Genomic DNA, 12,702 nt, shown 5'->3' with positions numbered 1-12,702 from the left:
GCGTATCGGGTCGGCCATCCGCTGCGACGTAGGCTGACGGCATGAGCGAACTCCCCGGGTGGGCCAGGAATCTCGACCTGGCACCGCACCCCGAGGGCGGGTGGTACCGGGAGACCTGGCGCAGCGACCTGACCTTGGGACAACCGGCACTGCCGCCGGAGTACACCGGCCCACGGAGCGCGGGGACCGCCATCCTGTTCCTGCTGATGCCGGGACAGCAGTCGGCGTGGCATACGGTGCAAAGCGCGGAGTTGTGGTTCCACCATCGCGGCAGCCCACTGCTGCTCGAGGTCGGGGCCGAACAGGACGGCGCCGCAACGCATCTCCTCGGAAGCGACGTCACCGCGGGTGAGCAGCCACAGTTCGTGGTGCCGCCGGGACACTGGCAGCGCGCCGTGCCACGGGACGCCGAACCAGCTCTGGTCAGCTGCGTCGTCGTGCCCGGTTTCGACTTCGCCGACTTCGCCCTCGGCGCGCCTACCGACTGAGCAGCTGGACCGCCGCCGTCACCAGCGCAGCGTTGTCGGGGGTGACGGACCCGTCGGGGAGCGTCAGGGTGTCCTCCATGCCGATGCGGGTCTGCAGACCGCGGACACCGGCGTGTTCGAGGAGCGGCCAGCAGCTTTCGTCGAGGCCGTGCAGCAGCACCGGCGCCGGCGAGTTCGCCGCCGCGATCCGTTCGAGCATGGCGTCCGCGATGGGGACGTCCTCGTGCCCGTCGAGCTCGACCATGACCCGCATGCAGTGCTGAACCATCGTCGACTCCGCCCACGACGCCGCCGCGTCGAGGTTGAACAGCCCGATCTCGACGCCAATCCCCTTGCCGAGCAGGACCTCCGCGAGTTCTGGCGAACCGGGTTCGTCCCAGTTGACCGACGCGAAGTCGGGCAGCACGGTCCAGGCCTCCACGGCCCGGCGGCGGGCGTCGGGGTCGGGCAGCGCCCAGAACCCCGTGGTGACGCCCAGCGGCAGGCCGGGGACCGCCGCCCGGACGGCGGTCACCGCGGCGGCGACGACGTCGGGCTCCAGTGAGTCCCTGCCGTCCGGCGTCTTCGGGTGCATGTGCACGGCCTGGGCGCCCGCGTGGTGGGCCGAGAGCGCCGCGGCCGCCAACTGCTCAGGGGTGACGGGCAGGTTGGGGTGCTCGTCGGGGGTTCGTGCACCGTTGACGCAGGCCTTCACGTAGATCGTCGCAGCGGTCATGGGTCCATCTTCGCCTCTCCCCGTCGGGCTTTCCGAAGTACCGTCTCTCCATGGAGGGGCACATCATCGTCTGCGGCGACGATCCGCTGGGGTCGCGGATCGTCGAACAGCTCCGCAGCGCCGGCCGAGATATCGCGGTCGTCGAGTCCGCCGCCGAACTGAGCGAGGCAGGCATCACCGCTGCGGCCGCGTTGATCTGTGCCGCCGACGACGACGCTCTCAACCTTGAAATCGCCTTACTGGGACGACAGTTGAATGCCACCGTGCGCGTCGTCGCCCGGCTGGCCAACGGCGTTCTCCGGGAAGCCGTCGCCATCGGGAACGGCCCGGGTGCCATCCTGGACGTCGCCGACGTGGCGGCGCCGTCGGTCGTCGAGGCCTGCCTGTCGCGCACCACGCACTCGATCACCGTCGCAGGCATCGAATTCGTCGTCTCCGGCACGGCAGCGCCACGGGCCGCCACGCTGCGGGAGATCTTCGGCGATCTGGCTCCGGTCGCCGTGCTGCGGGGCGAGCAATCACCGGACACTGGGACGGTGGTGCCGTGCCCGGGCCGCGACGAGCGCGTGGCGCCCGGGGACTGGACGGCGATGATCGGCACGGCCGAGGAGCTTGCCGCGCAAGGCATCGCCGTCACTGCGTCTCGGATGACAGCGGTGCACCAGAGACGGTCGCCGATGAAGCCGATGGCCGACGCGATACGCGCGTTTCGCGAGGACGTGAATCCGAACTTCTTCAAAGCCCTGGCCGTGTCGATGAGTCTGCTACTCGGGGCCACGGTGCTGCTGCGCTTCGCCTACGACCGACCCGGCATGAGCATCGTCGACGCGCTGTACTTCTCCACCGAGACGATCGCCACCGTCGGCTACGGCGACTTCAGCTTCGTCGACCAGCCGACCTGGTTGCGATTGTTCGGCATCGTGTTGATGTTCGCCGGTGTCACGACCACCGCCGTGTTGATGGCCTTCGTCGCCGATCTACTGCTGTCCCGGCGCATCGGGCAGAACGCCGGTCGACGCAAGGTACGCGACCTGACCGATCACATCGTCGTCGTCGGGCTCGGATCGTTCGGCATCCGGGTGGTGGCCGACCTGAAGGCCGACGGGCACGACGTCGTGGTCGTCGAACGCAGCCGTGACAACCGCTACCTCGCCTCGGCGGCGCAGCTCGACGTACCGGTGATCTTCGGCGATGCCACGTTGGCCGAGACGCTCGACTCCGTCCGCATCGACGACGCCATGGCGGTGGCGGTTCTCACGCAGGACGACATGGTGAACATCGAGACGGGCATCGTGCTTCGCGAACGGCTTGGCCAGCGGTGGCTGAAATCAGCGGATCAGCCGGGCGTCCCGGTGGTGCTGCGGGTTTACGACCGGACGCTGGGAAGCGCTGTTGCCCAACGCTTTGGCTTCGAAAACGTGCGGTCGACCGTCGAGCTCGCGGCGCCGTGGTTCATCGGCGCCGCGATGGGACTTGAGGTACTCGGCACGTTCTCGGTGGGACAGCAGTCCTTCATGGTCGGCGGCGTCGAGGTGGAGCCGGGTAGCAAGCTGGACGGGCTGCGAATGGCGGACATGTCCACCCAAACCCGGGTGATCGCGATCAAGCACCGCCCGGGGGACGTCCAACTCCATCCTCGCCGAGAGACCCGTTTGTGCGCAGGCGACACCGCGTATCTCGTCGGCCCACACCGCGAACTTCTGGAGACGTTGCACGAGGGGCAGTCCGATACGGCGGGGACGGCTACGCGAAGACGGTCTTGAACTTGTCCAGCGATTCGCGGATGTCGCCCTTCAGCGAACTGGCGACGATCATCCCGATCGGGCCGAACAGCGCAGGCCCACCCAGGTGCACGTCGAAGGTGACGGTGGAGCTGGTCGCCTCGTCGTCGGCGGGTTTGACCCTGCCGATCAGCTTGACCTTGACCCCGCCCTTGCCGTCACCGTCGAGGGTCAGCGAGTGCGGTGGCTTGTAGCTGACGATGGTCCACCGGACCAGGTTCATCATTCCCTTGACCTCGACGACCGAGGCCAGCTTGGCGCCCTTCTCCAGGGTGTCGGGCAACGTGCTGCGCCACACCCGGTGAATCGTCAGCCACTCCTTGTACCGCGACAGGTCCGATGCGGCCTCCCAGGCCTTCTCCGGTGGCAGGGGTACGTCGACGGAGACCGAGAGTTTCGCCATGGCTTACGAGGCGGGAGGAGGTCCGGCCGGGGTGGCGGGGGGTGTGGTCGGCGGCTGCGGGGCCGGAGGTGGCGTGGCGGGAGGCTGCTGCCCAGCGGGAGGTCGTCCGGCGTTGTCCCTGGCCGCCTTCTTCGCGGCCTCCTGCACCTTGTCGACCTGCCCTGCGTACTTGCCCTGCGTCTTCTTGTCGACGAGGTCACCGGCCTTCTCGATGGCCACGTCGACCTTGTCGGCGTTCTTCGACGCCAGGTCCTTCAGCTTGTCAAGAAATCCCATGACACCACCCTAATCCGGCTCGCAATGGCGGCGGAGGAGCAGTGGGCCCGATCAGGCGCGATCGTGAAGGGTCACCTGGTAGCCGTCAGGGTCGGCGAAGGTGAACGTTCGACCGAATGGACCGTCGACCGGTGCGGCGACGATCGCGTGACCGTCGGCGGCGAGAGCGTCGTGAATGGCCTGGACGTCGGTGGCGTGCAGCCAGATGGCGGCTCCGATTCCGGGCTGCGCGACGGAGGTGAGATCGGTGCCGGGAACGACGTCGCGCAGCGCGAACGCGATCGGCTTCGTGTCGAAGACGACCGCGTGCGGAGGTCCGGCCGGGGATCGGACGAGGCCGAGGTACTGCTCGTAGAACGCCTGCGAGGCGTCGCGGTCGCGGGTTTGGAGCGAGATGAAGTCGGGGCCGGTGACGGGCATGGGATTTCCTTCCATTCGTGTCAGTTATCTGACATGAATGAACCTATGTCAGAATACTGACATGAGTCAAGACGGGGTCCACCTGCAGACGTCGCTGGGCTATCTGCTGAAGGAGGCGTCGAGCGTTCTGCGCGCGGCCATGGAGGAGGTGCTGCGGCCGCTCGAGATGAGCGTCACGCACTACGCCTGCCTCGAACTGCTGGCCCAACGACCCGGCCTGTCGAACTCCGAGCTCGCCCGCGGCGCGTTCGTCACCCGGCAGTCGATGAACGTGCTGCTCCAGACCCTGGAGCGAGAGGGCTACGTCAGTCGGCCGACGGAGGCACCGGTCGGCAAGGCCCTTCCCACCCGGCTCACCGCCCGCGGCCGACGGAGCCTGGAGACGGCGACCGCGGCGGTCCGCTCCGTCGAACTCAGGATGCTGGCCGACATGACCGAGACCGAGCAGGCAGCCGCGTCGAGGATCCTGCGCACGATGATCGACTCACTGCGCGACGCCACTCCCCCGAGCTAGGCCGATCGCCACAATCGTCGGGGTTCACCGAGGACGCGTCCCTGCACCCACCACGAGATCTCGACCAGCACGGCGGCCGCCACCCCGATGGACAGCGCCGTCGTGGTGGCCGCGACGTTCGACGGATCCAGAATGAAGGCCTTCCTCGTCAGCGGCAGCGCGAAGATCACCACGTACGCCAGAGCCGAGACGGCGACCAGCCCGATCCGCCACCACTCGTACGGACGGGCCACCACGGCAAGGACCCACAGCGCACCCACCAACAGCGTGATCAACGCCGCCGTCGACGCCTGCGTCTGCTCGACCACCGTCGACGCCCGACCTTCGTAGGCGAGCAGATAGCTGGTGAACGTCGCGATCCCGATGACGAGCCCGCTTGGCAACGCGGAGGTCATCACGCGCCGGACGAACCCCGTGTGCGCGCGCTCGCGGTTGGGCGCCAGCGACAGCACGAACGCGGGGATGCCAATGGTGAACCAGGCGGCGATCGTGACGTGGATCGGCTGGAACGGGAACAGCAGCGGGTCGGTGCCGAACACCTTGGCCGACAGTCCCGCCATGCCCACCAAGACGGCCAGCAGCACCGAGTACACCGTCTTGGTCAGGAACAGATTCGAGACGCGCTCGATGTTGCCGATGACGCGCCTGCCCTCGCCGACGACGTACGGCAGGGTGGCGAACTTGTCGTCGAGCAACACGATCTGCGCCACCGCGCGGGAGGCGGAGCTTCCCGAGCCCATGGCGACACCGATGTCGGCGTCCTTGAGCGCCAACACGTCGTTGACCCCGTCACCGGTCATCGCGACGGTGTGACCGCGAGACTGCAAGGCGTGCACCATCGCCCGCTTCTGGTCGGGTCGCACTCGGCCGAACGTCGTGTACTCGGCGACGGTGTCCGCGAGCGCCTCGGGATCCTCTGGGAGGCGTCTGGCGTCGAGCGTCTCACCATGCAGACCGAGGCTGTCCGCAACCGCGCCGACCGACACGGCGTTGTCACCCGAGATCACCTTGACCGTGACCCGTTGGGCGGCAAAGTAATCGAGGGTGTCGCGAGCATCCCGGCGCACCCGCTGCTCGAGCACCACCAACGCCACCGGCGTGACGACGCCCGGCGCGTCGGGCGCGTCGACCGGGCGGTCCGACGAACCTAGGAGCAGCACCCGAAGGCCCCGCGCCCCGATCCGCTCGGCCTCGTCGGCGTCGGGCGACGACGGGTCGAGTAGCACGTCGGGCGCACCGATCACCCAATTGCCGTGGCCCTCATAGGACGTTCCGCTCCACTTGGTCGCCGACTTGAACGGCGCACTCGCGGTGGCGGTCCACCCGGGCGGCTGGTCGTAGGCCTCCGCGATGGCCTGCATGCTGGCGTTGGGACGGTCGTCGTCGGCGGCCAGGGACGCCAACACGTCCGCGCAGTCGTCCGTACCGAAGGTCCTCAAATCGGCCAACCGCATGCCGTTCTCGGTCAGCGTCCCCGTCTTGTCTGCACACACGACGTCGACCCTGGCGAGACCCTCGATGGCAGGCAGCTCCTGCACCAGGCATTGCCGCCGGCCCAGCCGCACCACTCCGACCGCGAACGCGATCGACGTCATCAGCACCAGGCCCTCGGGCACCATCGGCACCAACGCACCGACCATGCGCAGCACCGACTCTCGCCACCCGGCGTCGGTGGTGAACAGCTGCGTGTAGATGGTCAGCAGCCCGGCGGGAACCAACAGGTAGGTGATGAACTGGAGGATCTTGTCGATGCCACTGCGCAATTCGGACTTCACCAGGGTGAACTTGCTGGCTTCGTCCGCGAGCTTGGCGGCGTAGGCCTCGCGGCCCACCTTCGTCGCGCGGTACGCCCCGCTGCCCGCGACGACGAAGCTGCCGGACTTGACCTCGTCGCCGGCATCCTTGGCCATCGGATCGGCCTCACCGGTGAGCAGCGACTCGTCGACTTCGAGGTTCGACTCCTCGAGCACCTCGCCGTCGACCACGATCTGGTCACCAGGCCCGATCTCGATGACGTCGTCGAGCACCACCTCACCGGGTGAGCGCGGCCCCGTCCCGGACTGCCTGCGCACCACCGGTTTTGCCTGACCGACGATGGCCAACCTGTCCAGGGTCCGCTTGGCGCGCAACTCCTGAATGATGCCGATCGCGCTGTTCGCGACGATCAGGATGCCGAACAGACCGTTGATCACCGACCCCGTCGACAGCACGATGACCAGCAGCACCCCGAGAATCGCGTTGATCCGGGTGAACACGTTGGCCCGAACGATCTCCTTGACACTGCGCGCCGCCCTGGCCGGGACGTCGTTGGCCAAGCCGTCGGCGACGCGTTGCGCCACCTCGGCGTCGGAGAGCCCCACCGCGCTCATCGGGTGAAAGTTCCCTTGCCGTCCTGGTCGTAGTACTCGAGTGTCAGCCGGTTGCCGTCGAACGTCGCCGTGGACACACTGCCCGGTGGCGAGTTCTCGGTGACGAAACTGGCGCTGAATACGTCACCGTCCCAATGCCGAAGCGGGAAGACGAGTTTGGGGCCCACCGCCACCTGAAGCCCGTCGCCCTGCTGCGTGACCCGGGCCGGCCCCCAGAAGGGGTTGGCGTAGTCGCCGACGTATGCCGTCAACGGCTTGGCCGGCACCGGGTTCGCCGGCTGCGTCTTGCCTGCGAGTGAACCCTCCGGCTGCTCCATCTGAAGGAAGGCGTTGTTGTACAACGGGAACCAGTCCTCGCGGACCTTGCCGAACTGCACCAGGTCGGCGAACTCGGCGGTGAGTGTCTCCGGCACCCCGGCGGGCGTGGCATTGGTGAGCGCCACGATCGCCACGTCCGCGGACGGCAGCATCAGGAAGTTCGTTCCGGAGCCCAACTCGAAGGCCCCCGAGTGGCTCATCTGGGTGCGGGCATCCGACGTCGTTCCGACGTTGAAGCCGTACCCGTAGAACCCCGACCGCGCCGACGGATCCGTCGCGCGGTCCGACACACTCTGTGCCGTCAGCGCGGGCAGCAGGGCCTTGGGGTCGACGACGGTCTTGCCGTCGTAGGTGCCGTTGGCGAGCAACATCTTCAGCCAGTGCGTCATGTCGTTGACCGAACTGCTGACCCCACCTGCCGGGGTCTGGGCCTGAGGGTCGCGAACGTACTTCGGCTCGTAGCGGCCGTCGACGTGGATGTGCCCGACCGCGCGGTCCGGTCGCGCCGCGTAGTCGGCGAAACGCGAACTGGTCGACGTCATGCCCAGCGGCCGGTAGAGGACGTCCTGGCTGAGGTCCTCCCACGACTTGCCAGCCCCCGCCGCGACGGCCTCGGCGCCCGTGGTCAGGCCGAAGTTGGTGTAGGCGTACGACGTTCGGAACGCGTCGAGCGGATAGTCGCGGAGATGCTCGAGCACGTAGCGCCGGTCATAGCCCATGTCCTCGAGCAAGTCACCGGCATGATCCGGCAGCCCGGATCGGTGTGAATACATGTCGCCGACGGTGACGAGTTTGGTGATCGCCGGGTCCGACAGCGCAAACCACGGCAGCTTCTCGACGATCGGGGTGTCCCAGCTGATGGCGCCTTGCCCCACCTGGTGCGCGACGACGGTGGCGCCGACCGGCTTCGACAGCGACGCCAGTTGGAACACCGTGTCGGGGTCGACCTTGTTGGCGGGATCGTCCCCCTTGTTCGCGTCCTTCACCCCGAAGCCCTTGGCGTACACAGTCTTTCCGCCGTGGACCACCGCGACGGCCATGCCGGGGATACCCGACTTCTTCATCAGGCCGTCGACCAGCCCGTCGATCTTGCCCACGGCGTCGGCGACGGCGTTCTCGGGCAGCGACTCCGCGGGCTGCTCCTGCGGCGGGACCTCCGGGGTTGGTGCCGCCGGCTTGGCGTCGCACCCGGCCACCAGCGCGGCCACGGCAACCAGACAAACCAGGACGCGCCTCGGGGTCTTCACACCAGCACGCTATCCGGTCAGGCCCGCCACCATGGGTCCAATTCGGCCGTCGCCGGTTCGACCCGCAGACCGGGCTTGGGCGTCACCACCCGGACCCCGTCATCCTCGGCCGCGGTGAGCAGCCGCTCGACGGGTTCGGACCACGGGTGGGGCGCCAGCCGGAACGTCGCCCAGTGGATCGGCAGCAGCAAGCCGGCGTCGGATACGTCTCGGTGCGCCCGGACGGCGTCCTCCGGGTTCATGTGGATGTCTGGCCAGCCGGGGTGATAGGCACCGATCGGCATCAGGGTCAGGTCGAATGGGCCGTAGTCGGCACCGATGTCGGCGAAGCTCTTCGTGTACCCGGTGTCGCCTCCGAAGAAGGCGCGGTGCCGCGGACCGATGATCGCCCACGACGACCACAGCGTGACGTTGCGCGTCAGGAAGCGCCCGGAGAAGTGCCGGGCGGGCGTGCAGACCAGTTCGAGTTCGCCGACGTGCGCGCTCTCGTTCCAATCCAGTTCGACGATCCGGTCCTTCGGGATGTGCCAGGCCCGCAGGTGCGCACCGATGCCCAACGGCACGTAGAACTTGGCGCGCTGGGTCAGGGCCAGCTGCTTGATGGTGTCGACGTCGAGGTGGTCGTAGTGGTCGTGGCTGATGATCACGGCGTCCACCGCGGGCAGCGCCTCGAGCGCGGCCGGTACCGGGTGCAACCGCTGCGGACCGACGGCACGCGACGGCGAGCACCGGTCGCTCCACACGGGGTCTGCCAGGATGCGGTACCCGTCGACCTCGATCAACGCCGACGAATGGCCGTACCAGGTGGCGGCGAGATCGGTTGCGGTCACGCTCGGATCGGGCGTGACGAGTGGGACCGGCGTCGCGGGGTGCTGTACCGAGCTGCCTCCGATGACGTCGAGCGCGAGCACGAACTGCTGCTGGCGGGTGAGGCCGGCCTCGGAGGCGGGCTCCATGTTGACGAAGACGCCGTCGCGGTAGTGCGGCGAGCGCCGGGCAACCGTGTCGATCTCCACCGGCGACGCGCCGAGCGCCTCGGGGGCACCCTGCGCCGCCCGCAACGCCCAGCCCCCGCCGATGAGCGCGGCCGTGCCGCCGATGAATCGCACCGCTTCCCGAATCATCTAGGCCCCCGTGAAGTTCGCGGGCCGCTTCTCGATCCGCGCGACCTGTGCCTCGATGATGTCCGCACTGGCCCACGCCCGGTCGAAGAGCTCCTTGTGCGAGGGCCACGCGTCCTCGTAGGCGCCGTCGTCGTTGAGCACTCGCTTGGCGTGTTGCAGCGCCAGCGGCGCGAACCCGGCGATCTCCTGAGCCCACGCCTGGGCGTCGGCGAGCGTGCCCGAGCGGTTGGCCATGCCGGTCAGCAACGCCGCCTCGGAGGTGAGCCGTTCGGCGGCCAGCAGCATGCCGCGGGCCCGCCCGGCTCCGACGAGGGACGTCAGTCGGCGGATGCTCCAATTGTCAAGGGCAATGCCGTATTTCGCGACGGGGAACTGGAAGTACGCCTCCGGCGCGACGACGCGAAGGTCGCAGATCATCGACAGGATCACCCCGGCCCCGATGGCAGGTCCGTTGACCGCGCCGATGACGGGAAGCGGTGCCTGGTCGATGGCCAGGTTCAGCGCCCTTGCCTTGTCCGGCAGTTCGTCGGCGACGCCTTGGCCGCCGGACAAATCCGCACCCGAACTGAAGACGTGGCCCTGGCCGGTGAGGACGATGGCGCGGACGCCTTGGTCGGCGGCCTTCTCGACCGCCTCGCGCAGTGTGTCGAGAAGTTCGCCGTTGAGGGCGTTGCGCCGCTCGGGGCGCTGCATCTCCAGTGTCAGTACGTTGCCCTCGCGGGTCATTCCGATCATGGGCCCAGCCTAACGAGCGGACAGCTAGCCTTGCCCCGTGAGCCGGATCGGTGCCATGACACTGCGGGACGCCGTCCTCGACGAGGGGTCTTTCGTCAGCTGGGACAGCCCCCCACTCGACGTCGCCGCCGACGACGCGTACCGCCGCGACCTCGCCAACGCCAGGGCCGCCACCGGCCTCGACGAATCGGTGCTGACCGGCGAGGGCACGGTGTTCGGTCGCCGCGTTGCCGTCGTGGCCAGCGAGTTCGACTTCCTCGCAGGCTCGATCGGGGTGGCTGCGGCCGAGCGGATCACCGCCGCGATCGAACGGGCGACGGCGGAAGCCCTGCCGCTGGTCGCATCCCCGAGTTCCGGCGGCACCCGCATGCAGGAGGGCACGGTCGCCTTCCTGCAGATGGTCAAGATCGCCGCCGCGGTCGAATTGCACAAGCAGGCGCATCTGCCCTACCTGGTGTACCTGCGGCATCCGACCACCGGCGGGGTGTTCGCGTCGTGGGGGTCGCTGGGGCACGTGACCGCGGCCGAACCGGGGGCGTTGATCGGCTTCCTCGGGCCGCGGGTCTACGAGCATCTCTACGGCGAGCCGTTTCCGACGGGAGTCCAGACGGCGGAGAACCTGCACCGGCACGGCGTCATCGACGGCGTCGTCCCGATCGAACTGTTGCGTTCGACGCTGGACCGCGCACTCACGGTGCTGTCCGACGCACCGGGGACCCCGCCGAACGCACCGGAGGCGGAGCCCGTCGCCGACGTACCGGCGTGGGATTCGGTCGAGATCTCGCGGCGTCCGGACCGCCCCGGCATCGGGTACCTGCTGCGCCACGGTACGACCGAGCGGGTGCTGCTCTCGGGGACCGGCGGCCACGGCGAGGCGGCCACCACGCTGCTGGCGCTGGCCAGATTCGGCGGCCAACCCGCGGTGGTGGTCGGTCAGCAGCGCGGTGTCGGCGGCGGACTGGCCGGCCCGCAGGCGCTGCGCGAGGCACGCCGCGGGATGGCGCTGGCCGCCGGGTTGCGGCTGCCACTCGTCCTCGTCATCGACACCCCGGGCCCGGCCCTGTCGGCCGAAGCGGAGGAGGGCGGGCTGGCCAGTGAGATCGCCAGGTGCCTGGCGCAGCTGGTCACCCTGGACACGCCCACGGTCTCGGTGCTGCTCGGCCAGGGCAGCGGCGGGCCGGCGCTGGCGATGGTGCCCGCGGACCGCGTCCTGGCCGCCCTGCACGGCTGGCTGGCTCCGCTGCCGCCAGAGGGAGCCAGCGCGATCGTCTTCCGCGACGTCGACCATGCCCCGGAACTTGCCGCCGCCCAAGGCATTCGGTCGGCGGACCTGCTGCGCAACGGGATCGTCGACGCCATCGTGGGAGAACACACCGACGCCGCCGACACCCCGCTGGACTTCACCAATCGACTGTCGGCCACCATCGCCGCCGAGCTGGTGGCACTGAGGCGCCTGCCCGCCGAGGAGCGGTTGGCGTCACGGCTGCGGCACTACCGCGGAATCGGGTTGCCCGGCTGACCATGCGCACGGTTTAGGCTGCACGTCGTGACAGAGCCCTCGTCCCGGGTGGAGTCGACCGGCGATTCGATCGCCCACGCGCTGCGTCAGGACATTCTGGCGGGCCGGTTGACGGCTGGCGAACGGTTGATCGAAGAGTCGATCGCCAAGAAGTACGGGGTGTCGCGGGTTCCGGTGCGCGAGGCCTTGACTCGTCTCCAGTCCGAAGGCTTCGTCACGATCGTGCGCTATCGCGGTGCGGCAGTCTCCGAGACGCTCGTCCAGGACGGCCGCGAGCTGCTGCAAATCCGCCGCGGCCTCGAGGTGCTCGCCGCTCAGTTGGCCGCCACCAATCGCGGCGGCGAGGCCGTCGACGAGCTGGCCGCCGTGGCCGAGAACGTCGACCGGCACCACGACGCGGACGGTCCGTCGTTCCACGAGGTCGTGGCTGCGGCGTCCGGCAACCGGCAGCTCGTCGAGATGTTGGCCGGGCTGAACCGCCGGGTGCAGTGGGGACTGGGACACAACCCCGACGCGTCGACGAGTGACCACCGGGCCATTGCCCAGGCGATCGTGAACGGCTCGGCGGTACAGGCGGGCTATCTGATGGAGGAGCACCTTCGCCGCGACGAGCGGTACTTCGCCGAAGAGTTCGAGCACGACTGACGGTCTCGCCGCACCCGCCCCATCCGGCCACGCATCCGGTTGTATTACAATCCAAGCAGAGTTTTCGTGGATGTAACGCAACAGTGCTGGTGGGAAACAGATGCGTAACGAGTTTCGTATACAAATTGGGCAGCGCGGCTTCTGTCAT

Annotated in this window: 13 protein-coding genes; 5 read left to right on the top strand and 8 right to left on the bottom strand. The window is 68.7% G+C overall.

Features of this window, described 5'->3' with window-relative positions; translation table 11 throughout:
* Positions 1 to 41: 41 nt before the first annotated feature.
* Positions 42 to 488 carry a cupin domain-containing protein gene (locus tag ASD37_RS07595; protein ID WP_056550165.1) on the top strand — a complete coding sequence of 149 codons (447 nt, stop codon included), beginning with the start codon at positions 42 to 44 and terminating at the stop codon, positions 486 to 488.
* On the opposite strand, the gene ASD37_RS07590 is transcribed toward ASD37_RS07595, so the two are convergent.
* A complete protein-coding gene (locus tag ASD37_RS07590) occupies positions 478 to 1,203 on the bottom strand; it encodes a 3-keto-5-aminohexanoate cleavage protein (RefSeq protein WP_056550162.1) in 726 nt (241 codons plus the stop codon). The two genes, ASD37_RS07595 and ASD37_RS07590, sit on opposite strands and share 11 nt — an antisense overlap.
* Before the next feature lie 50 nt (positions 1,204 to 1,253).
* On the opposite strand from ASD37_RS07590, the gene ASD37_RS07585 reads away from it, so the two are divergent.
* Complete coding sequence (locus ASD37_RS07585) at positions 1,254 to 2,966, top strand: NAD-binding protein (protein WP_056550159.1); 1,713 nt, start codon at positions 1,254 to 1,256, stop codon at positions 2,964 to 2,966.
* Here the strand turns inward: ASD37_RS07585 and ASD37_RS07580 are convergent.
* The 3 genes from ASD37_RS07580 to ASD37_RS07570 are packed head-to-tail and all read right to left on the bottom strand — an operon-like array spanning position 2,947 to position 4,083.
* Complete coding sequence (locus tag ASD37_RS07580; protein WP_056550157.1) at positions 2,947 to 3,387, bottom strand: SRPBCC family protein; 441 nt, start codon at positions 3,385 to 3,387, stop codon at positions 2,947 to 2,949. The genes ASD37_RS07585 and ASD37_RS07580 overlap by 20 nt on opposite strands.
* Before the next feature lie 3 nt (positions 3,388 to 3,390).
* Positions 3,391 to 3,663, bottom strand: a complete 273-nt coding sequence (locus tag ASD37_RS07575) for an antitoxin (RefSeq protein WP_056550154.1) — start codon at positions 3,661 to 3,663, stop codon at positions 3,391 to 3,393.
* 51 nt (positions 3,664 to 3,714) lie between these two features.
* Entirely contained in the window at positions 3,715 to 4,083 is a 369-nt protein-coding gene (locus ASD37_RS07570; protein WP_056550150.1) for a VOC family protein, read from the bottom strand.
* Positions 4,084 to 4,144: 61 nt separating this feature from the next.
* On the opposite strand from ASD37_RS07570, the gene ASD37_RS07565 reads away from it, so the two are divergent.
* Positions 4,145 to 4,597 (top strand): MarR family winged helix-turn-helix transcriptional regulator, encoded by a 453-nt coding sequence (locus tag ASD37_RS07565; RefSeq protein ID WP_056550147.1) that lies wholly within the window; start codon positions 4,145 to 4,147, stop codon positions 4,595 to 4,597.
* Here ASD37_RS07565 and ASD37_RS07560 read toward each other — a convergent pair.
* The 4 genes from ASD37_RS07560 to ASD37_RS07545 are packed head-to-tail and all read right to left on the bottom strand — an operon-like array spanning position 4,594 to position 10,390.
* Positions 4,594 to 6,966 (bottom strand): HAD-IC family P-type ATPase, encoded by a 2,373-nt coding sequence (locus ASD37_RS07560; RefSeq protein WP_056550143.1) that lies wholly within the window; start codon positions 6,964 to 6,966, stop codon positions 4,594 to 4,596. The genes ASD37_RS07565 and ASD37_RS07560 overlap by 4 nt on opposite strands.
* On the bottom strand, positions 6,963 to 8,531 hold the full coding sequence (locus ASD37_RS07555) for a serine hydrolase (protein WP_056550138.1): 1,569 nt from the start codon (positions 8,529 to 8,531) through the stop codon (positions 6,963 to 6,965). Before ASD37_RS07555 ends, ASD37_RS07560 begins: the two co-directional genes overlap by 4 nt.
* A 17-nt stretch (positions 8,532 to 8,548) precedes the next feature.
* Complete coding sequence (locus ASD37_RS07550) at positions 8,549 to 9,655, bottom strand: MBL fold metallo-hydrolase (RefSeq protein WP_056550135.1); 1,107 nt, start codon at positions 9,653 to 9,655, stop codon at positions 8,549 to 8,551.
* Positions 9,656 to 10,390, bottom strand: a complete 735-nt coding sequence (locus ASD37_RS07545; protein WP_056550131.1) for an enoyl-CoA hydratase — start codon at positions 10,388 to 10,390, stop codon at positions 9,656 to 9,658.
* Between the two features lie 37 nt (positions 10,391 to 10,427).
* Here ASD37_RS07545 and ASD37_RS07540 point away from each other — a divergent pair, with 37 nt between their 5' ends.
* Both ASD37_RS07540 and ASD37_RS07535 read left to right on the top strand, forming a co-directional pair.
* A complete protein-coding gene (locus tag ASD37_RS07540) occupies positions 10,428 to 11,909 on the top strand; it encodes a carboxyl transferase domain-containing protein (RefSeq protein WP_056550127.1) in 1,482 nt (493 codons plus the stop codon).
* Between the two features lie 27 nt (positions 11,910 to 11,936).
* Positions 11,937 to 12,554, top strand: coding sequence for a GntR family transcriptional regulator (locus tag ASD37_RS07535; protein ID WP_082570018.1), 618 nt, complete (start codon positions 11,937 to 11,939; stop codon positions 12,552 to 12,554).
* Positions 12,555 to 12,702 lie beyond the last annotated feature (148 nt).

Origin of the sequence: Mycobacterium sp. Root135 (assembly GCF_001426545.1) — a bacterium.
Classification (GTDB): Bacteria; Actinomycetota; Actinomycetes; order Mycobacteriales; family Mycobacteriaceae; genus Mycobacterium.
This window is presented reverse-complemented; position numbering and strand designations above follow the sequence as displayed.

What these genes read in the sequence shown, in the direction of transcription:
- ASD37_RS07595 (WP_056550165.1), top strand. Translation starts at nt 42, where the DNA reads ATGAGCGAACTCCCCGGGTGGGCCAGGAATCTCGACCTGGCACCGCAC.
- ASD37_RS07590 (WP_056550162.1), bottom strand. Translation starts at nt 1,203, where the DNA reads ATGACCGCTGCGACGATCTACGTGAAGGCCTGCGTCAACGGTGCACGA.
- ASD37_RS07585 (WP_056550159.1), top strand. Translation starts at nt 1,254, where the DNA reads ATGGAGGGGCACATCATCGTCTGCGGCGACGATCCGCTGGGGTCGCGG.
- ASD37_RS07580 (WP_056550157.1), bottom strand. Translation starts at nt 3,387, where the DNA reads ATGGCGAAACTCTCGGTCTCCGTCGACGTACCCCTGCCACCGGAGAAG.
- ASD37_RS07575 (WP_056550154.1), bottom strand. Translation starts at nt 3,663, where the DNA reads ATGGGATTTCTTGACAAGCTGAAGGACCTGGCGTCGAAGAACGCCGAC.
- ASD37_RS07570 (WP_056550150.1), bottom strand. Translation starts at nt 4,083, where the DNA reads ATGCCCGTCACCGGCCCCGACTTCATCTCGCTCCAAACCCGCGACCGC.
- ASD37_RS07565 (WP_056550147.1), top strand. Translation starts at nt 4,145, where the DNA reads ATGAGTCAAGACGGGGTCCACCTGCAGACGTCGCTGGGCTATCTGCTG.
- ASD37_RS07560 (WP_056550143.1), bottom strand. Translation starts at nt 6,966, where the DNA reads ATGAGCGCGGTGGGGCTCTCCGACGCCGAGGTGGCGCAACGCGTCGCC.
- ASD37_RS07550 (WP_056550135.1), bottom strand. Translation starts at nt 9,655, where the DNA reads ATGATTCGGGAAGCGGTGCGATTCATCGGCGGCACGGCCGCGCTCATC.
- ASD37_RS07545 (WP_056550131.1), bottom strand. Translation starts at nt 10,390, where the DNA reads ATGATCGGAATGACCCGCGAGGGCAACGTACTGACACTGGAGATGCAG.